Source organism: Planotetraspora mira (assembly GCF_016863275.1).
Taxonomy (GTDB): Bacteria; Actinomycetota; Actinomycetes; order Streptosporangiales; family Streptosporangiaceae; genus Planotetraspora; species Planotetraspora mira.
Window position 1 is genome coordinate 298,749 of the sequence record NZ_BOOO01000016.1, and the last position, 23,949, is coordinate 322,697.

The 23,949-nt window shown below is 69.6% G+C and carries 18 protein-coding genes; 9 read left to right on the forward strand and 9 right to left on the reverse strand.

Annotated features, from left to right (window positions below):
* Positions 1–16 precede the first annotated feature (16 nt).
* Positions 17–886, forward strand: coding sequence for an NUDIX hydrolase (locus Pmi06nite_RS16410; RefSeq protein ID WP_239113958.1), 870 nt, complete (start codon positions 17–19; stop codon positions 884–886).
* A 60-nt stretch (positions 887–946) separates the two neighbouring features.
* On the opposite strand, the gene Pmi06nite_RS16415 is transcribed toward Pmi06nite_RS16410, so the two are convergent.
* Both Pmi06nite_RS16415 and Pmi06nite_RS16420 read right to left on the reverse strand, forming a co-directional pair.
* Positions 947–2,401, reverse strand: coding sequence for a CYTH and CHAD domain-containing protein (locus tag Pmi06nite_RS16415; RefSeq protein ID WP_203953841.1), 1,455 nt, complete (start codon positions 2,399–2,401; stop codon positions 947–949).
* A 71-nt stretch (positions 2,402–2,472) separates the two neighbouring features.
* Positions 2,473–3,231 (reverse strand): trans-aconitate 2-methyltransferase, encoded by a 759-nt coding sequence (locus tag Pmi06nite_RS16420; protein WP_239113959.1) that lies wholly within the window; start codon positions 3,229–3,231, stop codon positions 2,473–2,475.
* Between the two features lie 86 nt (positions 3,232–3,317).
* On the opposite strand from Pmi06nite_RS16420, the gene Pmi06nite_RS16425 reads away from it, so the two are divergent.
* Together Pmi06nite_RS16425 and Pmi06nite_RS16430 are read left to right on the forward strand one after the other, a co-directional pair.
* Positions 3,318–3,842, forward strand: coding sequence for a MarR family winged helix-turn-helix transcriptional regulator (locus Pmi06nite_RS16425; RefSeq protein ID WP_203953842.1), 525 nt, complete (start codon positions 3,318–3,320; stop codon positions 3,840–3,842).
* Positions 3,843–4,135: 293 nt separating this feature from the next.
* Positions 4,136–4,906 carry a carbonic anhydrase family protein gene (locus tag Pmi06nite_RS16430; protein ID WP_203953843.1) on the forward strand — a complete coding sequence of 257 codons (771 nt, stop codon included), beginning with the start codon at positions 4,136–4,138 and terminating at the stop codon, positions 4,904–4,906.
* A gap of 287 nt (positions 4,907–5,193) precedes the next feature.
* Here the strand turns inward: Pmi06nite_RS16430 and Pmi06nite_RS16435 are convergent, their stop codons facing one another.
* Together Pmi06nite_RS16435 and Pmi06nite_RS16440 are read right to left on the reverse strand one after the other, a co-directional pair.
* Positions 5,194–7,014, reverse strand: a complete 1,821-nt coding sequence (locus tag Pmi06nite_RS16435; RefSeq protein WP_203953844.1) for an ABC-F family ATP-binding cassette domain-containing protein — start codon at positions 7,012–7,014, stop codon at positions 5,194–5,196.
* Between the two features lie 12 nt (positions 7,015–7,026).
* The gene (locus Pmi06nite_RS16440; RefSeq protein WP_203953845.1) at positions 7,027–7,944 is read right to left on the reverse strand and encodes a 4-(cytidine 5'-diphospho)-2-C-methyl-D-erythritol kinase; all 918 of its coding nucleotides are present in this window, start codon (positions 7,942–7,944) and stop codon (positions 7,027–7,029) included.
* Positions 7,945–8,081: 137 nt separating this feature from the next.
* Here Pmi06nite_RS16440 and Pmi06nite_RS16445 point away from each other — a divergent pair, with 137 nt between their 5' ends.
* Positions 8,082–9,500: a serine/threonine-protein kinase gene (locus Pmi06nite_RS16445; protein WP_203953846.1), complete on the forward strand. Its 1,419-nt coding sequence runs from the start codon at positions 8,082–8,084 to the stop codon at positions 9,498–9,500.
* The gene (locus Pmi06nite_RS16450) at positions 9,497–11,086 is read left to right on the forward strand and encodes an FG-GAP repeat protein (protein WP_203953847.1); all 1,590 of its coding nucleotides are present in this window, start codon (positions 9,497–9,499) and stop codon (positions 11,084–11,086) included. Before Pmi06nite_RS16445 ends, Pmi06nite_RS16450 begins: the two co-directional genes overlap by 4 nt.
* Positions 11,087–11,113: 27 nt before the next feature.
* Here Pmi06nite_RS16450 and rsmA read toward each other — a convergent pair whose 3' ends face one another.
* Positions 11,114–12,046, reverse strand: a complete 933-nt coding sequence (gene rsmA, locus Pmi06nite_RS16455) for a 16S rRNA (adenine(1518)-N(6)/adenine(1519)-N(6))-dimethyltransferase RsmA (protein ID WP_239113960.1) — start codon at positions 12,044–12,046, stop codon at positions 11,114–11,116.
* Positions 12,047–12,191: 145 nt separating this feature from the next.
* Here rsmA and Pmi06nite_RS16460 point away from each other — a divergent pair, with 145 nt between their 5' ends.
* Positions 12,192–13,808 carry a serine/threonine-protein kinase gene (locus tag Pmi06nite_RS16460; protein WP_373317303.1) on the forward strand — a complete coding sequence of 539 codons (1,617 nt, stop codon included), beginning with the start codon at positions 12,192–12,194 and terminating at the stop codon, positions 13,806–13,808.
* Complete coding sequence (locus Pmi06nite_RS16465) at positions 13,805–15,208, forward strand: FG-GAP repeat protein (RefSeq protein WP_203953849.1); 1,404 nt, start codon at positions 13,805–13,807, stop codon at positions 15,206–15,208. Before Pmi06nite_RS16460 ends, Pmi06nite_RS16465 begins: the two co-directional genes overlap by 4 nt.
* Position 15,209: 1 nt before the next feature.
* Here the strand turns inward: Pmi06nite_RS16465 and Pmi06nite_RS16470 are convergent, their stop codons facing one another.
* From Pmi06nite_RS16470 to Pmi06nite_RS16480, 3 genes are all read right to left on the reverse strand, one after another.
* Positions 15,210–16,064 (reverse strand): TatD family hydrolase, encoded by an 855-nt coding sequence (locus Pmi06nite_RS16470; protein WP_203953850.1) that lies wholly within the window; start codon positions 16,062–16,064, stop codon positions 15,210–15,212.
* A 440-nt stretch (positions 16,065–16,504) separates the two neighbouring features.
* Positions 16,505–18,286: a methionine--tRNA ligase gene (gene metG / locus Pmi06nite_RS16475; RefSeq protein WP_203953851.1), complete on the reverse strand. Its 1,782-nt coding sequence runs from the start codon at positions 18,284–18,286 to the stop codon at positions 16,505–16,507.
* 207 nt (positions 18,287–18,493) lie between these two features.
* Entirely contained in the window at positions 18,494–19,714 is a 1,221-nt protein-coding gene (locus Pmi06nite_RS16480; RefSeq protein ID WP_203953852.1) for a glycosyltransferase, read from the reverse strand.
* Positions 19,715–19,809: 95 nt separating this feature from the next.
* On the opposite strand from Pmi06nite_RS16480, the gene Pmi06nite_RS16485 reads away from it, so the two are divergent.
* Entirely contained in the window at positions 19,810–21,315 is a 1,506-nt protein-coding gene (locus tag Pmi06nite_RS16485) for a hypothetical protein (protein WP_203953853.1), read from the forward strand.
* A gap of 36 nt (positions 21,316–21,351) precedes the next feature.
* Here Pmi06nite_RS16485 and rsmI read toward each other — a convergent pair whose 3' ends face one another.
* Complete coding sequence (gene rsmI, locus Pmi06nite_RS16490; protein ID WP_203953916.1) at positions 21,352–22,140, reverse strand: 16S rRNA (cytidine(1402)-2'-O)-methyltransferase; 789 nt, start codon at positions 22,138–22,140, stop codon at positions 21,352–21,354.
* Between the two features lie 140 nt (positions 22,141–22,280).
* On the opposite strand from rsmI, the gene Pmi06nite_RS16495 reads away from it, so the two are divergent.
* Positions 22,281–23,888, forward strand: coding sequence for a dolichyl-phosphate-mannose--protein mannosyltransferase (locus Pmi06nite_RS16495; RefSeq protein ID WP_373317304.1), 1,608 nt, complete (start codon positions 22,281–22,283; stop codon positions 23,886–23,888).
* Positions 23,889–23,949: the final 61 nt, after the last annotated feature.

A 23,949-nucleotide genomic window follows, 5' to 3' on the forward strand; every position in this document is an offset into this window, starting at 1 on the left:
GGTTCGATCCACCGGCATGACCGACATGATCCGCGCGGCCGGAGCCGTCGTGTGGCGTGGTGACGAGACCGACCCCGAGGTCGCCCTCGTCCACCGGCCGAAGTACGACGACTGGAGCTTTCCCAAGGGGAAGCTCAAGCCCGGCGAGCACATGATCGCCGCGGCCCTCCGCGAAGTGCGGGAGGAGACCGGCCTGGACGTGGTGTTCGGCCGGTCCCTGCCCCCGAGCCACTACCTCAAGGACGGCCGCCTCAAGCGGGTGGACTACTGGGCGGCGCGGGCCTCCGGCCCCGGCGGTGAGATCATCACGGTCGACGAGGTGGACGAGGTCGTCTGGCTTCCACTGAACGAGGCCAGACGCCGGCTGACCTACGAGTGGGACGCGGGCCTGCTCAGGGCGCTGACCGCTCTGCCGCTCGCGACCGTGCCCCTGATCTTCGTACGGCACGGCCTGGCCGGGTCCCGCCAGGAGTGGAAGGGCGACGACGATCTCCGCCCGCTCGACGAGTTCGGGTGGGCGCAGTCGGCGGCCTTCACGGCGGTGCTCGACGCCTACCGCCCGGCGACTCTGGTGAGCTCCCCCAGCCTGCGCTGCGTCGAGATGCTGAAGCCGTACGCCGGCGGCCGGGGGATGCGCGTCCGCGAGGACAGGGCTCTGTCCGAGGACGGCTACGACTCGCACGCCGCCGAGCGGCTGGTGAGCGAGCTCATCGAGTCGGGCGAGCCGTCCGTGGTGTGCAGCCACGGCAAGGTGCTGCCGGAACTGCTGGCGATGTCGGGTGAGAGCCGCCTGAACGACGCCGAGGGCCAACTCGGCAAGGGGGCCTTCGCCGTGCTGAACCGGGCGGCCGGGCGCCTCGTGAGCGTCGAGCGTTACATCACGTGACCCTCAGGTGACCTGACCCTCGTCCTTGGTCAGGCGTCAGGTCACCTGCGGGCCGCAGGGTCACCCGTTGACGTCCGCCCAGACGTTCGGGAACTCCTCGTGAGCCCGTTCGGCGGCCGCATGCTCCAGGCCGACCAGGACCCCGTAGGTGAAGGTGTCCTCGCCCGCGCCGCGGGCGGCCCCGGCCTCGTCGGCGAGCACCCCCTGGGCCACCACGCCGTCCTGGTGCCTGCCCAGCACCTCCTGCACGGTCTCGGCACGCTTGGCCAGCCCGGACAGCCCGACCGCCTCCGCGGTGTAGCGGGCCCGCTTGGCGGCCTTGCGGACGTCGTGCATGGCGATCTCGCGCTGGTCGGGGTCCTCCATGGCCTGCGCGACGTCGTAGGCGTCGCCGACCCGCTTCCACCCCTTGTCCGCGATCTTCTCCAGCACCTTGCCCGCGTCGCTGGCCGCGCGATCGGTCAGCGGAGGGCGGGCCACGAACTCCTCCAGGCTGTCGAGCAGCGCGAAGTAGCGCTCGCCACTCAGCGCCTCGCGGATCCGGCCGTAGGCCTCATGCTCCTTCGCCAGCAGGTCGTCGCCCAGCCGCCGCCGTACGGGCCCCACGACGAGCGAGGGGTCGAGGGCGTCGAGACGCCGGGCGAACCTGTCCCTGATGACCTCCAGATCGCGCGCCTCGCCCAGCACCTCACCGATCCACCTGAGCTCCTCCTGCAGCTCGGTGGTTTCACCGAGGATCGACTTGAATGCCTTGAACGCGCTCCGCAGCCGCCTGCTGGCGACTCTCGCCTGGTGGACGGCGTCCTCCTCGGCCCGCCGCACCCGAGGGTCCTGGGCGGTCAGCGCCTTGACGTGGCCTCTCAGGTAAGCGACGACGACCTCGCCCGCGGACCCCGGGGCGAGCGCGGTCTCCGGCCGGGACGAGACGTCGCCGAGGAGGCGGGCCAGTTTGCTGCTCGCGTCCGCGGGGGTCGCCCCGGCCTTGAGAAGGCGTTTCCCGACGCGCCTGAGCACGTCGCGGTCGCCGTCCTTCAGCTCGGCCTCGACCTCGCGCCATCGGACGACGCGGGGCTCGTCACCGAGCACGGTGCCCTTGACGCGGTCGTCCGCGACCTCCACGAGCGCCTGACCTTCGGGGCCGATGAGCCGGGTGACGCCGCGCCGCGTCTCGAGCTGGGCGACGGGGGCGAGGTCCGCGCCCCTGGTGTAGGCGAGGACGAGCTCGGCGAGCTCCGGAGGCACGATCTTGGCGCTGCGCGTCAGCGGGAGAGTGATCTCCTGCCTGGCGCGCTTGGCCTTGGGCAGCTTGAGGTGCCAGCCCTCGTCGTCGCCGCCACGACGGCGGCGCAGGGTGATCCCGCGTGCGGCCAGCCGCAGGTCCGGGGTGTCGAAGTACAGCGCGACGAGCTTGTGGCTGAGAGGCTGGGCCACTTCGGCGCAACCCTTGACATCACTCAGGTCCGGCAGGCCGAACTCGGATGGCACGTCGAACTTGTCTTCGATCTCGATCGTCATGATCACCCCTAGCGTCGGAACCTTATTTGACGCGGTAATTCCACCCTAAATGGAATATATGCGGCCATCGGCTATTTATGGGCGACCACGAAGATTCTTCTGAAAGGGAACGCCGTGCCGTACGGCTCACGCGGGTAGGCCTCGCGGAGACGGCGGCCGCACTCGGCGAGGAAGGCCTCCTGCTCCCCGGCGGACAGCCGGTCGAGGATCGGCCGCAGGGCCGTGCCCCTCACCCACGTGAGCGCCGCGTCCTCCCCCTGGAGCACGTGTACGTAGGTCGTCTCCCAGGCGTCGACCGCGCATCCAAGGGCGGCGAGCCTGCTCAGGTACTCGACCGGTTCCGCGACCGGCGCCCGCTGGGCCAGGTCGCCCAGCCGGTCCCGCCATTCCGTACGGCACAGCTCCCGGATGATCGAATGGCTCGGCGAGCCGAAGTTCCCGGGGACCTGGAAGGCCAGCCAGCCACCCTCGGCCAGGTCGCCGATCCAGCGTTCGAGCAGGTCGAGATGCCCGGGCACCCATTGCAGCACGGCGTTCGAGACGATCACATCGACGGGCCGGGCGGGTCGCCAGTCGCGGACGTCGGCGACCTCGAACGTCGGCCCCGCAGGGGCGTCCTCGATCATCGCGGGTGAGGAGTCCACCCCGTGCACCGCCGCCGCCGGCCAGCGCCGGCACAACGACGCGGTCAACTCGCCGCTGCCGCAGCCCAGATCGACCACGTATTCGGGCGTTTCGGCCCCCACGCGCGCGACCAGGTCGAAGAATGGCCTCGAACGCTCCCCGGCGTAGGCTCGGTAGATCGCCGGGTCCCAGATATCGTGATCCATCAGCATCCTCCCCGATACTTATCTTGACATCAAGATAATCGATATCGCGGAAGATATCTCGACGTCAAGAAAGCTAGACTCTGCGCATGACCTTCTCGAGGCCCGTCGAGGACGAGGTGGACCGTCTGGTCGCCGCCTGGCAGCAGGAGCGGCCCGACCTGGACGTCGCGCCGCTGGAGGTGCTGAGCCGGGTCTCACGGCTGAGCAGGCATCTTGAGCGCGAACGACGTGCCGCCTTCTCCGAACACGGCGTCGAGTCGTGGGAGTTCGACGTGCTGACCGCGCTTCGCCGGTCAGGCGAGCCGTACGAACTGAGCCCCGGCGCGCTGCTGCGGGCCACGCTGGTCACCTCCGGCACGATGACCAACCGGATCGACCGGCTCGCGGCCTCCGGCCTCGTGGTCCGGCGCCCCGACCCCGAGGACCGGCGCGGCGTGCTGGTGCGTCTCACCCCCGCCGGACTTGAGCGGGTGGACGCCGCCTTCGCCGACCTGCTCCGCCGCGAGCGGGAGCTCCTGGCCGGGCTGGACGAGGACGAGCGGCAGGTGCTCGCCGGACTGCTGCGGACGCTGCTCGTGCCGTTCGACGCCTCCGCGGAAGCCGCGCACTAGCTTTTCGTTTCCTCTCGTCTCCTCTCGCGATGACCTTAAGGTTGCGGCCTCCCCGCGGCCGGAACTGAGTGCCGCACTAAGCGAGCGACTTATCGCCGTTTTTTCTGAAATGCGCAAGACCTCATTGACGGATTCGCGCTGTGATTGATGACACATTGGTGTCAAGCGGTCGGCAATCTATAAAGGTTGAAATGCCACGCATATCCCCCCGGATGTGAGCAAAGAGGCTCGCGCTCTGTGCCCATTCGGTGCCGACCACTGAGGGGTTCCCGCGCATGCTTCCTCGTTTCGCCGTGTTATCGACGGCTGCCATCATCGGCCTCGCCCCGCTCGTCACCCCTGTCCACGCCACGGCGCACAGGCCGTCGTGTGGGCGCGCCGGGACCGACGCGGCCGTCCGGTCCCCCGTGGAGATCGACCGCTCGGCCGCCTGCCGGCGCGCCGTTCCCGGCCTCGTCATCCACTATCCGCGCAACGTGGACGGGGAGATCCTCTTTCAGGACAGGGCTCCCATCGGAGGCCGGCCGAGCGAGCACGACGACATCAGGTTCGTCGTCGATGACAAGCGCGCCCGGCCGTACATCACTCTCGGCGGCGAGCGGTACGACCTGAGCAACGTGCACTTTCACGGCCATGCGGAGCACAAATTCGCCGGTGAGCCGTTCGCCCCCGTAGAGGCGCACCTCGTCCACGAGAAGACCTCGGGCGAGAGGGGTTATGCCGTCCTCTCCGTCCTGCTCGACCAGAGAAAGGACGGTCGGCCCTCCGAACACGACCGTCTCCTCACGTCACCTCCGGCATTGGGGGTGTCCAGAAAAGTCCAGAACATTCACCTTTGGGACTTACTGCCCACCGGACGCACGACCTTTCGCTACACGGGGTCGCTCACCACCCCCGACGAGGAGGGGACCTACTTCCAACCCGTGAACTGGGTCGTGTTCGGCCAGCGGGCGAAGGCGGGCCGAGAGGGCATCCGGACGTTCAGGTCGTTGTGGCCGACCGGCGAAGGCAACTCACGGCAGCTCCAGTCCAACACCCCACCCCCCAACATCTCCACCCACTAACCCCCTCGTGGGCGTGATCATGCACAGGTTCGTGATCAAGCCCCATGACCAGGCGTTTCCTCCGCCGTGATCATGCACAGGTTCGTGATCACATCGCATGAGCTGGGGCGATGCCATCCGTGATCATGCACTCGGCCATTGCCAGATCACGAACCGCGTTTCCGCTGGTCGCGGCATAGATACACGAAGATGTGCATGATCACGAACTGAATGTGCGCAGGTCAGGCATGCTTCTTCCGAACCTGTGCATGATCACGCGCGGTGGGGTGGGGTGGGATGGGGTGGGGTCAGGAGGAGGTGGAGTCGAGGCGTTCGGCCAGTTCCATCCATTCGAGCTCGACCGAGTCCTTCTGCGCGCCGATCTCGCGGAGTTCCGCGTCGAGCTTGCCGAGCCGTTCGAAGTCGCTGGCCGCCGTGGCCATCTCGGCGTGCAGCTTCGCCTCCCGCTCACCCAGCTTGTCGAGCTGCCGCTCCAGCCGGTTCAGCTCCTTCTGGAGCTCCCGCAGCTCCTTGGCCGACAACCCCGCGTCCACCGCGACCTGGGCGGCCGCCGGAGCCTGCGCGGGGGCGGCAGCCGTACCGGCTGAGGCCGCGCGGGCGGACAGCGCCGCCCCGGACGCCCGGCGCTCCAGATACTCGTCCACACCGCCCGGCAACATCGACAACCTGCCGTCGCCCAGCAGGGCCACGCAGCGGTCGGCGACCCGCTCCAGGAAGTAGCGGTCGTGGCTGACGACGATCAGCGTGCCGGGCCAGGCGTCGAGCAGATCCTCAAGCTCGGTCAGCGTCTCGATGTCGAGGTCGTTCGTCGGCTCGTCCAGGAGCAGCACGTTGGGCTCGTCCATGATCAGCCTGAGCAGCTGGAGACGTCGCCGCTCGCCGCCCGACAGGTCGCCGACGACCTTCCACTGCGCCTCGCCCTTGAAGCCGAGGATCTCGAGCAGCTGGGACGCCGACCATTCCTTCTTGCCGACGGTGACGTACTTGCGGATCTCTTCCACCGTCTCGAGCACGCGGCGCCGGGGATCGAGTTCGACCAGTTCCTGCGAGAGGTGCGCGAGCCGTACCGTCTTGCCCTCGACGACCCGGCCGGAGTCGGGTGCGACCATCCCGGAGAGCAGGCGTAACACCGACGACTTGCCTGAGCCGTTGACACCGATCAGGCCGACCCGATCACCGGGGCCGAACTGCCAGGTGCAGTGGTCGAGCACGAGCGGGCCCGCGTCGGGACCGCCCGCGTGCAGCGTCACGTCCTCGAGGTCGTAGACGGTCTTGCCGAGCCGTGCGGAGGCGAACTTCAGCAGTTCGACGCTCTCCCGCGCCGGCGGCACGTCCGCGATCAGGGCCTCGGCGGCGTTGATGCGGAACTTGGGCTTGGAGGTCCGGGCGGGCGGCCCGCGCCGCAGCCACGCGATCTCCTTGCGCATCAGGTTCTGCCTGCGGTCCTCCGCCGCCTGCGCGATCCGGGCCCGCTCCGCCTTGGCCAGGACGTAGGCGGCGTACCCGCCTTCGTAGCGCTCGACGCCCCCGTCCACGACCTCCCACGTCCGGGTCGAGACCGCGTCGAGGAACCAGCGGTCGTGGGTGACGACCAGGAGCGCCGACTTGCGCTGGGAGAGATGACCGGCGAGCCAGGCGATGGCCTCGATGTCGAGGTGGTTGGTCGGCTCGTCGAGGATGATCAGGTCGTGCTCGCCGATGAGCAGCCTGGCCAGGGCCGTGCGACGTCGCTCACCGCCCGACAGCGCGGCCGCCTTCGCCGACAGGTCGATGTCGCCGAGCAGGTTGGCCAGGATCTCCCGGATGGCCGGGTCCCCGGCCCACTCGTGCTCCGCCCTGTCCGCGAGGACCAGATCCCGTACGGCGGCCGCCGGGTCGAGGTCGTCCCGCTGGGACAGGCCGCCCACACGCAGGCCACGGTTGTGGGTCACCCGTCCGCTGTCGGGCTTCAACTCTCCGGCGATGATCGAGACCAGAGTGGTCTTGCCGCCGCCGTTGCGGCCGACGACACCGACCCGATCGCCCTGCTCGATGCCGAGGGAGACACCGGAGAGCAGCGGTTTGGGCCCGAAGGCTTGGGAGACGGATTCGAGATTGACCAGGTTCATCGCCCGTAAAGCCTATCCGGCGACGACGGCTCCCGGGACGGGCCCTGAAGCGGTGACGACGGACCGGCAGACGCCCGCACCCGTGAGCGCGAGCGCCACCTCGGCGGCGTGCGTCCCGGAACCGGCCAGGAAGGCGCAGGTGGGCCCGGAGCCCGACACGATCGCGCCGAGCGCGCCCGCGTCGCGACCCGCGTCGAGCGTGCGGCCGAGAGACGGGCGGAGCGCGAGCGCGGCGGGCTGCAGGTCGTTGACCAGCGCCAGGCCGAGCGCCTTCGCGTCCCCCTCGTGGAGGGCCGCCATGAGCGGCTCACTGGCGATCGGCCAGGCGGCCTCCTCGCCCGCGGCCTCGCGCAGCCTGTCGCATTCGCCGTAGACCTTGGGCGTGGACAGCCCGCCGTCCGCGAGCGCGAAGACCCAGTGGAAGGTGCCGCCCGTCTCGACCGGCGTGAGCAACTCGCCCTTGCCCCTGCCCACCGCCGTGCCGCCGAGGAGGGCGAACGGCACGTCGCTGCCGATGTCGGCACCGATCTCCATCAGGTTCTCCAGAGGCAGCCCGAGGCCCCACAACTCGTTGCACGCCACCAGGGCGGCCGCGGCGTCCGCGCTGCCGCCGGCCATTCCGCCGGCCACCGGGATCGCCTTACGGATCAGCAGGTCGGCGCCGCGAGAGGCGCCCGCCCGTGCCGCGAGGGCCCGGGCCGCCTTCGACGCCAGGTTGTCCTCACCCGTGGGCACGCTCCCCGCCGACTCGCCCTCGACCCGCACCGTCAGCGTCTCCGCCGACGCGGCCGGCTCGGACGCCGTCAACTCGTCGAACAACGACACGGCGTGGAAGACGTTCACCAGGTCGTGGAAGCCGTCATCGCGAAGAGGCCCCACGGCCAGTTGGAGGTTGACCTTGGCGGGCACGCGCACGGTGACCTCGATCATCGCCCGCTCACCGCTTCCCCGACTCGTCCTGTCACTGCGGCCATGGGATCCGAGCCTAACGTGGCCTGGACCTGCGACCAGCCAATAGATCCTCCTAAATGAGGGCGAAAGGCATACACGCAGACGGTACGGTTTGGATGATCCCCCCCGGTCCATGGAGCACACCGATAGACGGCCCCAGCGCGACGAGCGCGCCTCTGTCCCCGAGCGACCCGGCCGCCATCGGCGGTTACACGCTGCTCGGGCGGCTCGGCACGGGCGGCATGGGAACGGTCTACCTCGGTTCCTCTGACGACGACCGGCTGGTCGCCGTGAAGGTCGTCCGGCGGGAGTACTCGGAGGACCCCGACTTCACCTCGCGGTTCCACTCGGAGGTCGAGCACGCGCAGGCGGTGGCGTCCTTCTGCACCGCCGAGGTCATCGGGCACGGCGAGGCCGCGGACGGCCGGCCGTACATGGTCACCGAGTTCATCCCGGGCACGCCGCTCGACCGTCAGATCTCGACGTACGGCAAGCTCGAGCCGGCGACCCTGCACGGCGTCGCGTTCGGGGTCGCGGCGGCACTGACCGCCATCCACTCGGCCGGGCTGGTGCACCGGGACCTGAAACCGGCCAACGTCATCCTGTCGATGTCGGGGCCCCGGGTCATCGACTTCGGCATCGCGCGGGCCGTTGACGCGACCCACGGGCACACCAAGACGGGCGAGGTCGTCGGAACCCCCGGCTGGTGGGCGCCCGAACACCTGCAGGCGCACCCCGTGGGCCCGCCGGCCGACATCTTCACCTGGGGCTGCCTGGTGGCCTATGCGGGAACCGGCCGCCATCCCTTCGGGGAGGGCCCTCCGATGGTCCTCGCCCATCGCATCCTGGAGACCGAGCCCGACACCGCCGGCCTCCCGGAGGGGCTCGCCCACCTCGTGCGCCGGGCGCTGAACCGCTGGCCCGCGAACCGGCCGACCGCCCAGGAACTGCTGCTCGCCCTCGTCGGCGGGCAGACGGAGCAGACGACCGAGGCGATCGAGGAACTCTGGGATCCGCCGCAGAACCTCCTGCCCGTCACCACTCCCGCGCCGCTGCCGTCGCTCCGCCGGAGGAGACCGCCCATGGCCGTGCTCCTGGTCGCGGGCCTCGTGGCGGTCATCGCCGCCGGTCTGTTCATCGGGCTGCGCACCGGGAAACAGGGCGTCGTTACGGCCGGCGTGCCCCATGCCCGGGCGAACGACATCGGCCGCCGCCTCGAAGTCGGGGACGTCCAGCTCGTCGTCCAGCGGCCCTCCTGCCGGGGAGCGGCGGATCGGGGCCAGACGTGCCTGGTCGAATGGGCGCTGCTCAACATGGGCGGCTCCAAGGTCGATCTGGCCGGGCCGCTCGACCTCGTCGACGACGAAGGGATCACCCGCGCCGCCGTGGGCGCCGTCAAGGACTCGCCCGCCTCCATCCAGCCCGGGGACATGATCTCCCTGGCCACGGAGTACACGCTTCCCGCGGATCGCCGGGCCGTACGGCTGATCGGGCCGGTGATCACGGGTGGCGGCGACATCGAGGTGCGTCTATGACCGGCGCACGAGTGGGACGCCTGATCCTCACGGCGGCGATCACGCTGGCCTGCGTCGCGGCCGTGTCCCCCTCCCCGCCGGCGACGCCCGACCCCACGCCGGAGGTCACGCCGACGGTCACTCCCGAGCCCACCCCCAGCGTCTCGCTCGAACCCACACCGACTCCGACGGTCGTCGTCCCCACGCGGGGGTTCACTCCGCGGCCTCCCCAACCGGGCAACCCTCGGCCCCCCGCACATGATCCGTCTGACAGGTGCCCGGGCGCGGGCGAGTTCGACTTCGACGGGGACGGCCAGGACGACGCCGTGGTGGGCGACCCGTTCGCCGGCTTCGGATCCGCGCGCGGCGGAAGGCTCTTCCTCCTGCGGGGACGGCCCGGCACTCCCCTCGACCCGGCCATTCAGGCCTTCGAGGCCGGCACACCCGGCTGGATCGCCCGCCCCGGACACATCGACGGGGACCGGTGCATGGATCTGGTGGTCGCCAACCCGTTCGCGGACGGCAGGCGCGGCTCCGCCACGGTGCACGGTTCCGGCATCGCCTACGTCTACTGGGGCGGTCCCGACTTCGGCCGCGTCGCCACCCGGCTGGAGCTGAAGCCGCCCGTGGCGCGATCATCCGCGCATTTCGGCTGGTCCGTGGCCGTGCGAGACGGCCTCGTGGCGATCGGCGCGCCGTATGAGGACGCCGACGACACCATCGACTCCGGCGCGGTGTACGTCTTCGATCTCAGGGATCGCAAGCCGGGCGAACCTCAGCGGATCACACAGGACTCACCGGGTGTCCCGGGCATCAGCCAGCCCGGCGACATGTTCGGCTGGGCGGTCACCCTGGGCAGGCTCGGCGGCTCCCCCGGTGCCGCAGACCTGGTGATGGGCGTGCCCTTCGAGGACAACGAGGAGACGGGCCAGGCCGACACCGGAGGCGTCACCCTGGTCTACGACGTGTCCTTCCGCCACTCGCGCTATCGCGGCAAGAAGTGGGATCTCGCCTCCGTCACCGACGAGGTCCCCTCCAACGCGGGCGACGACTTCGGTTACTCCCTGCGGTACGGCAAGGACGGCGACCAGGGTTATCTGGCGGTCGGCGTGCCCAAGGCGGACCCGGAGGGCGCGCGGGACGCCGGGGCGGTCGTGCTCTTCGAGGCGACCGACGCCGGCCCGCGCTTCCTCCGGGTGCTGCACCAGGGACTCGACATCGTGGGCGACAGTCCCGACCCCGGGGACAGGTTCGGCTGGTCCGTGGCTCTCAGCGGCCCGTACGTCCTCGTCGGCGCCCCCGGCGAGAGCGGGCCCACCACGGCGGAGAGCGGCGCCGTGAACGTCGTCCCGCTCGGGAACGGCTCCGCCGGCCTGATGGCGACGCTGGGCGACCCCCGGCCGTACGACCATTTCGGATGGAGCGTGAGCCCGTTCGGGGACGGCCGGTTCCTGATCGGCGCTCCCGATCGGGGAACCACCGGCACGGTCACCGTCGTGACCACGGCGACCGCCGCGAGCGGCCGCAACCTTCGCGAGATGTCGCCCGAGCAGGCAGGTCCGACGGGTACGGAGTCTCTGGACTTCGGGGCCTCCGTGGCGGGCTAGCCGAGCCGTCCGGCCCGGCGGTCCGGCTCAGACCCCCGTCTCAGGGTCCCTTTCGCGGTCCGTCTCAGAGTCCGTCTCGAGGTCCGTCTCGAGGTCCGTCTCCGGGTCCGTCTCGAGGGGCGGCCGGTGCTCGGCGATGCGCGCGAAGTCCTCGATGCCGAGTTGCTCGCCCCTCTTCGACGGGTCGATCCCCGCCTTGACGAGCGCGCCTTCGGCGGCGGCAGCCGTACCGGCCCAGGACGCGAGAGCGGCGCGCAGCGTCTTGCGGCGCTGAGCGAAGGCGGCGTCGATGGCCGCGAAGACCTCCGTGCGCGGCGCCGAGGTCTCCGGCGGGTCCCTGCGGACGAGGGAGACCAGGCCGGAGTCGACGTTCGGCGCCGGCCAGAAGACGTTGCGGCCCACCGGTCCGGCCCTGCGGACATCGGCGTACCACGCGGCCTTGAGCGACGGGATGCCGTAGATCTTCGATCCCGGTGAGGCCGCGAGCCGGTCGGCGACCTCCGACTGGACCATGACCAGGCCCCGGCGCAGCGACGGCAACGCCTCCAGAAGGTGCAGCAACACCGGCACGGACACGTTGTACGGCAGGTTGGCCACGAGCGCGGTCGGCTCGATGCCCAGATCGGCGGGCCGCACCCGGAGGGCGTCGGCGTGCAGGACCGTCAGCCGGTCGGCCAGTTCGGGAGCGTGCTCGGCCACCGTCAGCGGCAGTTGTGCCGCGAGCACCGGATCGATCTCCACCGCGACGACCCGCGCGACCTCGGGGAGCAGCGCCAGCGTCAACGAGCCGAGGCCGGGACCGACCTCGATGGCCACGTCGTCCGGGGACAACTCGGCCGTCCGGACGATCCTGCGCACTGTGCCGCCGTCGATGACGAAGTTCTGCCCGAGCTTCTTCGTCGGCCGGATGTTCAGCTTCTTCGCCAGCGTGCGTACTTCTACCGGACCGAGCAGGCTCATCCCTCCAGTGTGGTGCATGCGTCGGGTCGATTCGCCAGGCGACTCCGCCGTCGCGCGCTCCCCGTTTCCCGGACTTTTCCCGATGGGGCAATCCACCCCGCCTCCGGCGTCGAAACCCCTATATACCGAAAAGGGGCGGGCAAACGTGGACGACGTACTTACGGTCAAGATCGACAGACACGGGCTCTCTCGATCCCCCGGAGCCGAGCCGCTCCGAGCGGGCGATCCGCCGGTCATCGGCCCCTACCGGCTGCTGGGGAGACTCGGCGAAGGCGGAATGGGAACCGTCTACCTCGCCACCGCCCCCACAGGCCGGGTGGTCGCGGTGAAGGTGGTGAAGGCCGAGTTCACCCAGGACGAGAACTTCGCCGCCAGGTTCCACGCGGAGGTGGACAACGCCAGGAGAGTCGCCTCGTTCTGCACGGCCCAGGTGCTGGACAACGGCGACGCCGAGGACGGCCGGCCGTACATGGTCACCGAGTACATCGCCGGAGTGCCGCTGTCGCGGCAGATCGCGACGTACGGCCCGCTGGAGCCGGGGGCGCTCACCGGGGTCGCGCTCGGCGTCGCGGCCGCGCTGGCCGCCATCCATGTCGCGGGGCTCGTCCATCGTGACCTCAAGCCGGCGAACGTGATGCTCTCCATGTCCGGGCCACGGGTGATCGATTTCGGGATCGCCCGGGCACTCGACGCCACGCAGGGCTTCACCCGGGCGGGCGAACTGCTCGGCAGCCCGGGATGGTGGGCTCCCGAGCAGGTCCGCGGCGAGGAGGTGACCCCGGCGACGGACATCTTCGCGTGGGGCTGCCTGGTGGCCTACGCGGGAAGCGGCCGCCGTCCCTACGGTTTCGGTGACGCGCCGGCGCTGGCCGCCCGCGTCCTCAACACTTCGCCAGATCTGGGGTCCCTGCCTGCCCCGTTGGACGAACTCGTCCGCCGCACCACCCATCTCGACGCCTCGCGCCGGCCCACCGCACAGGACCTGCTCATCGCGCTCGTCGGCGGGGTCGCGCCCGCCCTTTCCCCGATGGACGCAGAGGCGTCGGCCGCCGAAATGACGGTCACGGAGGCGCTGGTCACGGGAGTGTGGGCAGGCGCGTGGGAGCCCCCGCCCAGCGTGACATCACAACCCGACGCCGCGCAGGTCCTGGGCCCGCCCTCCGTCGATGCGGTGACGGTCGGCGCCCCCTCCGTTCCCAGCGCGCCGTCCCCGGGTGTCGACCCGGGCGATGTCGCGCGGCGTGCCAAGAAGATCCGGCTGCTGGCCGTCGCCGCCTCGGCTGTGATCGCGCTGACCCTCGTCCTCGGTGGACTGATCACGTTGTCCGGCGGCGATGCGCGGGGCGGGGAAGCGGCCGCCGCCCCTCCTGGGAACACGGCCCCCATGAAGGAGGCGCCCGTCGCCGTCTCGGACGTCGGCAGGCGGATCCGGCTCGCGGGGTCCGACACGCAACTCCTCGTGCCGCAGCGGCCGCGCTGCGGGCTGCCCACCTACGAGGACACCGCCAGCAGGCGCGGCGGCCTGTGCCTCGTCCGCTGGACGATGGTGAACCTGGGCGGCGATCTGGCGCCGGTCAGCACCGTGCCGCCGCGCCTGGTCGACGACGTGGGCGACGAGCATGCCGCCGACGAGGCCTCCACACTCCTGCCCACGGCCCTCGTGCCGGGCGGCAAGGTCGACGGAATCCTGATCTTCGATCTCCCGCTCCGCCGTACGCCCATGAAACTGGTCCTCGCCGACGATCTGGAGGTGCGGCTATGAGGCTCCTGCGCACAGTCCCGGCGGTCCTGCTACTGGTCACCGCGTTGACCATTCCTGGTACGGCTCTCGCCCAGACCGGCTGTTCGTCGGCCGGCTCAGCCGACTTCAACGGCGACGGGCTGGACGACGCCGTCGTGGGAGATCCGTTCGCCGACGTCCAGGGCAAGGAAGGGGCGGGAGTCGTCCACGTCCTGCTCGGCGCCGGGCGGTCCGGCGTCCTGGTGCTCCAGAGCCCTGACGCCGCCTCCGGTGACAGCTTCGGATGGTCCGTACGGACCGCCCATGTCGACGGCGACCGGTGTTTGGACGTCGTGGTCGGCGCGCCGTACAGCGACGGGGACGGCAGCAGGGACGCCGGGGCGGCCTATGTGTTCCACGGCACGCCGAGCGGCCCGCCCAAGGTCACGCGGCTCTTCCCGGAACGGCAGCCGGACGCCCATTTCGGCTGGTCGCTGTCGGCGGCCGAGTTGCCATCGGGCGGCGCGCTCGTCGCCGTGGGAGAGCCCCATGCCGACCGTGCCGGTGTGAGCGACTCGGGAGCGGTCCACCTGTTCCAGGTGGGCGACATCGCGGAGGCTTCAGCGATCATCACGCAGGAGTCCGAGGGCGTCCCCGGTAACAGCGAGATCGGCGACATGTACGGCTGGGCTCTCGCCCTCGGCCACCTCGGCGGCCGGCCCGGTGAGCTCGACCTGGCCGTAGGAGTGCCGTTCGAGAACGACGACGGCGCCGGCAGGCAGGTGGCCTCCGGGAAGGCCGACTCCGGCACGGTCGGAGTCGTCTTCGACGTGCAGGCCGCGCGAGGCCGCTACGCCGGCACGACGTTGAGGCTCGACCGGAGCGGGCCGGACACGCCGGAGAGCTCGGACGACCGGTTCGGCTACGCCCTGGACTACGCCGAGTGGCGCGGTGACGGCTTTCTCGCGGCGAGCGCGCCGCTGGCCGACACGGCTGCGAAGGACTCCGGGGTCGTGGAGTTGTTCGTCAGAAAGGGCGCCGGTGAGGTGTCGCCGCTGCGGACGTTCCAGTCGGAATCCGGCGAGCTGGGCGGCTGGAGCCTCGCCTTCTGGAGTCCCCAGGGTGTCCTGTCTCTGGCGATCGGCTCCCGCATGACCTCCGCGACCGATCCCGGGGAATCAGACGTGCTGCGGCCGATACTCCCGCAGAGCCCCGGGGCGTACGGCACGCCCGCCGTCCCCTATACGCACGTCGGCGCGGCGGCCGACGACGTCGGCGGCCGGAGTGCGCTCGAGCCCGGCGCGGGCCTGCTCGTGGGCCTTCCGGACGCCGGTCCCACCGGCTCGGTCGCCGTACTCGATCGAGGCGCCTCGACGTATCGCGGCCCAGGGACGATCGACGGTGGCGCCTCCGCCGATTTCGGCGCGGCCGTCGCCGGCTGAGTCACCAGGCGCCGAAGGTGGCCTCGCCGTTGGCGGTGATGGCGGCGGCCAGGTCGCGGACGTCCATGCCCTTGACCTCCGCCAGGCAGCGGAGGGTCAGCGGAATGAGGTAGGGGGCGTTCGGCTTGCCGCGGTGGGGCACGGGCGGCAGGTAGGGCGCGTCGGTCTCGACCAGCATGAGTTCCTGGGGGGCGACGCCGGCGGCCTCCCTCAGGTATCCGGCGTTCTTGTAGGTCACCGGCCCGGAGAAGGACATGAAATATCCGGCATCCGAACAACGCTTGGCCAGGTCGGCATCCCCGGAAAAGCTATGAAAAATAACGACATCGGGAGCGCCTTCGTCGGCGAGGACCCTGAGGACGTCGTCGTGGGCGTCACGATCATGGATGACCAACGCCTTGCCGGTCCGCTTGGCGATCTCGATGTGCGCGCGGAAGCTCGCCTGCTGGTCGTCATGGGAGGCCCAGTCGCGGAAGTAGTCGAGCCCGGTCTCCCCCACCGCCCGGACGTGCGGCAGGCGCGCCAGTTCCTCGATCTCGCCGAGAACCTCCGGCGTGGACGCGTGCGCCTCGTTGGGATGGATCGCCACGCCTGCGTAGACATCGTCGTGATCGGCGGCCGCCGCGGCGTTCCAGCGGGAGGACGGCAGGTCGTACCCGATGGTCACGAGCCTGGTCACGCCCACGGATCTGGCCTGCTCGAGGATCGCCCTGACGGACGCGCCGGCAGCCTGGGCGGCCTGGGCCACCGGATCTCCCGAGGACGCCTGCCGCTCACCGACCATGATGTCGAGATGGCAGTGGCTGTCGAACACCTCACCCGGCAGCCCCTCAGGCACCGGCGGAATCCCACTCACGCCCCCAAACCCTACCCGCCCCCCTTGTGGTGATCATGCACACCTTCGGATTCGGCCCGCATGACCTGCCCCAACACGAGCCGTGATCATGCACACCTTCGGAGAGATGCGGGCCTACCTGGGCCAATCCAGCTCGTGATCATGCACACGTTCGGAGGGATGCAGGTCTACCTGGGGAGACCCTGTTCGTGATCATGCACACCTTCGGCGACTTGTGCCCCTAGCAGCGAAGACGTCCTTCGTGACCATGCACGCGACCATTGCCAGATCACGAACCACGTTTCCGCTGGTCACAGTATGGATCGACGAAAGTGCGCATGATCACGAAGTGGATCCGCGCAGGTCAGACATGGTTCTTCCGAACCCGTGCATGATCACGAACAGGGTTGAGGCTGGTCAGGCGGCACTTCGCCGAACCTGTGCATGATCACGCCCGGGGGTCAGGGTTCGAGGCGGGCCAGTTCCTCATCGACGATCTTGTTGTCGAGCTTGGCGAACAGCGGCGTGGGCGGAGCCAGCGGGACGCCGGCCTTGATCGGACGGTGCTCCCACTTGGCCGCTCCGTCGTAGTCGCCCGTGATGATCGGGTAGGACGGGCCGCCGTCCTCATTGACCTCACGGATCTCCGGCATGCCGGTCCATACGCCCTCGCCGCCCAGCATCTCGAAGATCTTGTTCGACGAGGTCGGCACGAAGGGGGTCAGCAGGGTCTTGACGTCGTCCACGATCTGGAGGGCCACGTGCAGGATCGATCCCTGCCGCTCGGGGTCGTCCTTGATCTTCCAGGGCTCCTGCTCGGCGAGGTACTTGTTCGCATCACGCACCACGTCGAACGCCTCGGTGACCGCGTTCTTGAACCGGGATCGCTGGAGCTCGCCGCCGACGGCAGTGAAGGCCCCACGGGATCTTTCCAGCAGCGCGCGGTCGGCATCGGTGAGGTGGACGGCCTCCGGGATGGCGCCGAAGTTCCTCGCGGCCATGGAGATCGACCGGTTGACCAGGTTGCCCCAGGCCGCGACCAGTTCGCCGTTGTTGCGGTTGACGAACTCCGACCAGGTGAAGTCGGTGTCCTGGTTCTCCGGGCCCGCGACGGCGATGTAGTAGCGCAGGGCGTCCGCCGAGTAACGCTCGAGGAAGTCGCGGACGTAGATCACGACCTGGCGGGACGACGAGAACTTCTTGCCCTCCATCGTCAGGAACTCGCTCGACACCACCTCGGACGGCAGAGCCAGCTTCCCGAGTGATCCGGGCGCGCCGCCCCTTACGCCCTCGCCGTTGTAGCCCATGAGCATCGCCGGCCAGATCTCGGCGTGGAAGACGATGTTGTCCTTGCCCATGAAGTAGTAGCCCCGGGCGTCCGGGTTCTGCCACCACTGCCGCCACGCGTCCGGATCGCCGCTGCGCCTGGCCCATTCGACGGACGCCGACAGATAGCCGACGACCGCGTCGAACCAGACATAGAGCCGCTTGTCCGAACGGTCGCTCCAGCCGTCCAGCGGGATGGGGACACCCCAGTCGAGGTCACGGGTGATCGCCCGCGGCTGGAGGTCGCCGAGCAGGTTGAGCGAGAACTTCAGCACGTTGGGCCGCCACTCGCCCTGCTTGGACTGCAGGTAGGTGCCCAGCGCCTCGGCGAACGCCGGCAGGTCGAGCATGAAGTGCTCGGTCTCGACGAAGGCGGGCGTCTCGCCGTTGATCCGCGACCGCGGGTTGATCAGGTCGATCGGGTCGAGCTGGTTGCCGCAGTTGTCGCACTGGTCACCGCGGGCGCCGTCGTAGCCGCAGATGGGGCAGGTGCCCTCGATGTACCGGTCCGGAAGGGTGCGGCCGGTCGACGGGGAGACCGCCCCCATCGTGGTCTTGGGGAAGACGTAGCCGTTCTTGTAGAGACCCAGGAAGATCTCCTGCGCCACGGAGTAGTGATTCTTCGTGGTGGTCCGCGTGAACAGGTCGTAGGACAGGCCCAGACCGGTGAGGTCCTCCGCGATGACGCGGTTGTACCGGTCGGCGAGCTGGCGGGCGGTCACGCCCTCTTTGTCGGCCTGCACCTGGATGGGCGTGCCGTGCTCGTCGGTGCCGGAGACCATCAGCACCTTGTTGCCCGCCATCCGCTGGTAGCGGCTGAAAACGTCAGAGGGCACCCCGAAGCCGGAGACGTGCCCGATGTGACGAGGACCGTTGGCGTACGGCCAGGCGACGGCGGTCAAGATGTGCTGGGACATGCCCACAAGCCTAGAGCCCTCCCGGTGCCGCCTCACACCGGTTTGCCGTCGTCGAGCTCAAGCCCTCGGTCTGTAAAGCTCAAGCCCTCGGTCCCGTCGAGCTCAACCTCCGGGCCGCCGACCCCAAGCCCCGGCTCGCCGCGCTCAAGCCCCGGCCCGTAGAGCTCAAGCCCCGGCTCAAAGCGCTCAAGCCCCGGTCCGTCGGGCTCAGGCCTCGGCGGGCGTGCGCGTGACGGCCTCCGCGGCCTCCTCGGCGGCGGACGCGGCGATGTCGGTCGGCGTCTCGCGAGACCGGCGGATGCCGAGGATGCTGATGAACAGCGACGCGAAGATCGTCTGGAAGCTCATGATGAACGCGGTCGCGGACGGCACCACCAGGCGGAGCGACTCCGCCGGGATCAGCTCACCGAAGCCCCTGCCGCCCCAGTGCACCAGGGACGCCACCAGGCCGCCGAGACCGGCGATCCCCAGCAGGCCGCCGGCGATCAGGCCCTTCTCCAGCGTGACGATGTCGACGAGCTTCCTGATCCTCTTGTCCTCCGGGAGGAAGCCCTCCTCCGCGGCGTACACCTTGGTGAACAAGGCGAACAGGACGGCCTGGAAGCCGATCACGACGATCGCCGAGGCGCCCACGAGGGTGTCGACGTCGAAGGCCAGGTTGCCGATGTAGACCGGGCCGAAGGTCAGCGCGGCGCCCGCGAGCAGGCCGAGGATCATCAGCGCGAGGCCGGGGATGAAGAACAGCCAGCGGGGGCTGTACAGCAGCAGGAAGCGCAGGTGGCGCCAGCCGTCCCGCCACGAACGCAGGTGCGGCGGGCGCGAGCGGCCGTCGGGCGACAGCGTGGTCGGGACCTCGCGGACGTCGAGCCCCTGGAGCGTGGACTTGACGACGACCTCGGAGGCGAACTCCATGCCCCCGGTCTGCAGGCCCAGCCGCAGGATCGAGTCGCGGCGGAAGCCCCGCAGGCCGCAGTGGAAGTCGCCGATGGCGCTCGGGAAGAACAGGCGCCCCACGAACGACAACACCGGGTTGCCCAGGTAACGGTGGAGCGGAGGCATCGCTCCCGGGGCGATGCCGCCCTTGAACCGGTTGCCCATCACGAGCTCGGCGCCGTCGCGCAACTGCTCGACGAACGGCATCAGGTTCGTGAAGTCATAGGAGTCGTCGGCGTCTCCCATGATCACATACTTGCCGCGAGCGGCCCGGATGCCGCCCAGGAGGGCGTTGCCGTAGCCCTTCTCGGCGATGTGCACCACGCGAGCGCCCGCATCCCGTGCGAGCTGCTGCGATCCGTCGGTGCTGCCGTTGTCGGCGATCACCACCTCGCCGTCTATCCCATGCTCATGCATGCAGGCAAGAGCCTTGCGAACGCATGTCTCGACGGTCTCGGCCTCGTTGAGGCACGGCATGACGACAGTCAGCTCCACGTCGCAACTCCTTGCATATGACGGCAGGACACCATGATGCCCGCTTCCCCCAGGTGCCCGAGTCAAGTCCACAAAAGGGCTGGCATTCTGTAACCATGGTCGCGGTCGCGGAGCCACCGGTAGTCGACGCCTCCCCAGTCAGTGGATGGGGGCGTCTTTTCGCGTTTCTGCGCCGCCACAAGGTCTTCGCCGTCGCGGTCGGCCTGGCGGCACTGCTCCGGATCATCACCATGCTGGGATTCGGCCCGGCCATGTGGTTCAACGACTCCTACGACTACATCTCGGTGGCCCTGCGCCCCCGGCCGCACCCGATCCGCCCGGACGGATACGGGTTCTGGCTGCTGATCCTCCGCCCGTTCCACAGCCTCGCCCTGGTCGTCTTCACCCAGCACCTGATGGGAATCGCGGCAGGCGTACTGATCTATGCCCTTCTGACCAGAAAATTTGGCATCCCAGGCTGGGGGGCGACGCTCGCCGCGGCGCCGATCCTGTTCGACGCCTACCAGATCCAGCTCGAGCAGCTGGTCATGTCGGACGCGATGTTCATCCTGCTCGTCGTGGGCGTGATCACGCTGGTCCTGTGGCACCGGACGATGTCGTGGCGGGTGGGGGCGGTCGTCGGCGTCCTGCTGGCGCTGACGGCCCTGACCCGGAGCATCGGGCTGCCGATCCTCGCCCTGGTCGTCGGCTACCTGCTCATCAAGCGGGCCGGGTGGAAGCCCATCATCGCGATGATCGTCGCCTGTGCCATCCCCGTCGGGGTCTACATGGGCTGGTTCAAGGCCGTCAACGGTCAGTTCGCGATGACCAACAGCGACGGGGTGATCCTCTACATGAGGACCTCCCTGTTCGCGGACTGCCACGAGATGAACCTCGACAAGCGCAAGGAACTCGAGCTCGTCCTGCTGTGCATCAACACGCCACGTGACAAGCGCGAGCCCTCCGCCCAGGCCTACCTGTGGTGGGACAACGAGAACCAGTTGCACGTCTTCGGCTCGGGCATGAAGTTCACCTCCGAGATCAACGCGAACGCGAGCGCCTTCGCGAAGAAGGCGATCCTCTCGCAGCCGGGCGACTATCTCGCGGCCGTGTCCAAGGACTTCTTCCGCGCGTTCCGCTGGGACCGGCCGCAGTTCCCCGACTACAAGACCTACATGCTGTACGAGTTCAGCAACTCGTTCACGCGGGAGCTCCCGAAGTGGAGTTCGTACCACAGCACGACCGACAAGGACGCCGAGGCCTACGAGAACGGCCCCGCGGCGACGCACGTCGTCGCGCCCTGGTCCGACATCATGATCGGCTACCAGAAGGTGGTGCGGCTGCCCGGCCTCGCGCTCGGGCTGCTGCTGCTCGTCGGCCTGTACGGCGTGGCCGTGCGATGGCGAGAGCTCGGCGGAGCCGTCCTGCTGCCCTGGCTGGGCGCAGTCGGCCTCGTCCTGGCCCCGGCCGCCACGGCGGAGTTCGACTACCGCTATCTGCTGCCCGCGGCCCCGCTGGCCTGCATGGCCGCCGCCATCACCATCGCGGCGCTACGCGGACGCGGACGTGGACGGCCGGACACGGCCGAAGCCGTCGATCAGCAGCCCGCCGAGAGCGCCTGACCCCGGAGAGCGCCTGACCGAGAGTGCCTGACCGCCTCAGGAGCCGTGGACGGCGTTGTAGAGCTCACGCTTGGGGATGCCCGCCGACTTCGCGACGTCGACGATCGCCTGCTTGCGCGGCACCCCTGACTCCTCGAGCCGGGCCACCTCGCCGACCAGGTCCTCCATCACCGGAGGGGCGTCCGCGACGGTCCGTCCCGCGATCACGAGGGTGATCTCGCCCCTGACCTCGCCCGCCGCCCACTCGGCCAGTTCGGCGAGCGTGCCCCGCCGTACCTCCTCGTAGGTCTTGGTGAGCTCGCGGCAGACGGCGGCGCGCCGGTCGGCCCCGAACGCCTCCGCCATGGCCTCCAGAGCGGCGCCCACGCGATGGGGCGCCTCGAAGAAGACCATCGTGCGTTCCTCGCCGGCCAGGGCGGCCAGCCTCCGCGCCCGCTCGCCCGACTTGCGCGGCGGGAACCCCTCGAAGCAGAACCGGTCGCTGGGCAGGCCCGACACGGCCAGAGCCGTGGTGACGGCCGACGGGCCCGGGAGGGCGGTCACCGGCACCCCGGCCTCGACCGCGAGGTGCGTGAGGCGGTAGCCGGGATCGGACACGCCGGGCATGCCCGCGTCCGTGATCACGACGACGGTCTGCCCCGCGAGCAGGGCCTCCAGCAGTTCCTTCGCCCGGCCGGCCTCGTTGGCGTCGTAGTACGACACGACGCGGCCGGTGACGGTCACCTCCAGATCGGAGGCGAGCCTCCGGAACCTGCGGGTGTCCTCCGCCGCGATCACGTCGGCCTTCGCGAGCGCCTCGCGGAGCCTGGGTGAGGCGTCCCCCATTTGTCCGATCGGCGCTCCCGCGAGAATAAGCACCCGCTCAGCCTATGACTTCCTGAAACGTTCACACGCGAACGGCCAGATGTTCCCAATCAGCGCGTACGCCATGTTCCGCGCCCACCCTCACCAGTACTCTGTCGCAGGTGGCCGTAACCGACTTCCCATACCAGGCGTTCGAGGAGCCGGACCAGGGGCCGAGTACGGCTTCGCAGGTCTCCCTCCGCGATCGGCTGGTGCCGCCCATGCCCGGCAGCGCCTGGTGGGGCTGGATCGGTCCGATCGCGGTCGCCGTGTTCGGCGCGGTCCTCCGGTTCACCCGGCTCGGGACCCCGCACTCCGTCGTGTTCGACGAGACCTACTACGCGAAGGACGCCTGGGCGATCGCCAAGTACGGCGTCGAGCGGCAGTTCGTCGACGGCGCGGACAAGCTGATGTTGTCCGGCAACGCGAACATCTTCAAGACGTGCCAGCAGGTGGACCAGTGCGCCAACTACGTGGTGCACCCGCCGCTCGGGAAGTGGCTCATCGGCCTCGGCGAGCTGATCTTCGGCCTCGACCCGTTCGGGTGGCGATTCGCCACCGCCGTCATCGGATCGCTCTCGATCCTGATCCTCGCCAGGGTGGCGCGGCGCATGACGCGCTCGACCCTGCTGGGCTGCCTCGCCGGCTTCCTGCTCTCCCTTGAGGGCCTGCACTTCGTGTTGTCCCGTACGGCACTGCTGGACATCTTCGTGATGTTCTGGGTGCTGGCCGGGTTCGCCTGCCTGGTGGTCGACCGCGACCGCATGCGGGAACGCCTGGCCGACTGGCACGAGTCGCGGAGCGAGGGCGACGAGTTCGGGCCGTCTCTGGGTCTTCGGCCATGGCGACTGGCCGCCGGGCTCTGCCTGGGCGCGGCGATGGCCAGCAAGTGGACCGCGGTCTTCTTCATCATCGGCTTCCTGCTGCTGACGATCTTCTGGGACTTCGGCGCGCGGCGGGCCGTCGGCCTTCGCCGGCCCTACGCCGGAGCATTCCTCAGGGACGTGCCGCTGGCCGCGGGCTGGGTGGCCGCGCTGCCCGGGGTGGTCTACGTCGTCTCCTTCACCGGGTGGTTCCTGTCCGCCAAGGGCTACGGCCGCAACTGGGCGGAGGCGACCTCTGGCGGCCCGCTGCACTTCGTCGTCGATTCGCTGCACTCGTGGTTCACCTACCAGTGGCAGGTGCTGAGCTTCCACGAGGGCCTGGACGCCACCCACCCGTACCAGTCCCAGCCCTGGCAGTGGCCCCTGCTGCTGCGGCCGGTCGCGTTCTTCTACGAGTCACCCACGAACTGCGGGGCCTCCTCGTGTTCCTGGGCCGTGCTCGGGACCGGGACGCCGGTGATCTGGTTCGGCGGCGCGGCGGCCCTCATCGCGATGATCGCCTGGTACGTGTCGACCCGGGACTGGCGCGCGGGCGCGGTGCTGCTCGCCTACGGGGCCGGCTGGCTGCCGTGGTTCTACTTCGCCATCGTCAACCACCGGACGATGTTCCTGTTCTACGCGCTGCCGATGGTGCCGTTCATGATCCTCGCCATCGTGCTCGCCTGCGGTCTCATGATCGGCCGGGGAGACGCCAGGCCGTCCAGGCGCGTGGTCGGAACGGTGTTCGCGGGCGGCTTCGTCCTACTCGCCTTGGTCAACTTCTGGTGGCTCTATCCCATCCTTTCCGCCCAGATCGTGCCTTACGACGAATGGCACGCACGAATGCTCTTCACATCGTGGATCTGACCTTCCGTATCGTTGGTCACAGGGGTGGTCACCAGTGAGGCATGGTCGTCGTCAACGATGG

Coding starts and splice junctions, on each gene's coding strand:
- Pmi06nite_RS16410 (WP_239113958.1), top strand. CDS start 17: ATGACCGACATGATCCGCGCGGCCGGAGCCGTCGTGTGGCGTGGTGAC.
- Pmi06nite_RS16415 (WP_203953841.1), bottom strand. CDS start 2,401: ATGACGATCGAGATCGAAGACAAGTTCGACGTGCCATCCGAGTTCGGC.
- Pmi06nite_RS16420 (WP_239113959.1), bottom strand. CDS start 3,231: ATGGATCACGATATCTGGGACCCGGCGATCTACCGAGCCTACGCCGGG.
- Pmi06nite_RS16425 (WP_203953842.1), top strand. CDS start 3,318: ATGACCTTCTCGAGGCCCGTCGAGGACGAGGTGGACCGTCTGGTCGCC.
- Pmi06nite_RS16435 (WP_203953844.1), bottom strand. CDS start 7,014: ATGAACCTGGTCAATCTCGAATCCGTCTCCCAAGCCTTCGGGCCCAAA.
- Pmi06nite_RS16440 (WP_203953845.1), bottom strand. CDS start 7,944: ATGATCGAGGTCACCGTGCGCGTGCCCGCCAAGGTCAACCTCCAACTG.
- Pmi06nite_RS16445 (WP_203953846.1), top strand. CDS start 8,082: ATGATCCCCCCCGGTCCATGGAGCACACCGATAGACGGCCCCAGCGCG.
- Pmi06nite_RS16450 (WP_203953847.1), top strand. CDS start 9,497: ATGACCGGCGCACGAGTGGGACGCCTGATCCTCACGGCGGCGATCACG.
- rsmA (WP_239113960.1), bottom strand. CDS start 12,046: ATGAGCCTGCTCGGTCCGGTAGAAGTACGCACGCTGGCGAAGAAGCTG.
- Pmi06nite_RS16465 (WP_203953849.1), top strand. CDS start 13,805: ATGAGGCTCCTGCGCACAGTCCCGGCGGTCCTGCTACTGGTCACCGCG.
- metG (WP_203953851.1), bottom strand. CDS start 18,286: ATGTCCCAGCACATCTTGACCGCCGTCGCCTGGCCGTACGCCAACGGT.
- Pmi06nite_RS16485 (WP_203953853.1), top strand. CDS start 19,810: ATGGTCGCGGTCGCGGAGCCACCGGTAGTCGACGCCTCCCCAGTCAGT.
- rsmI (WP_203953916.1), bottom strand. CDS start 22,140: ATGGGGGACGCCTCACCCAGGCTCCGCGAGGCGCTCGCGAAGGCCGAC.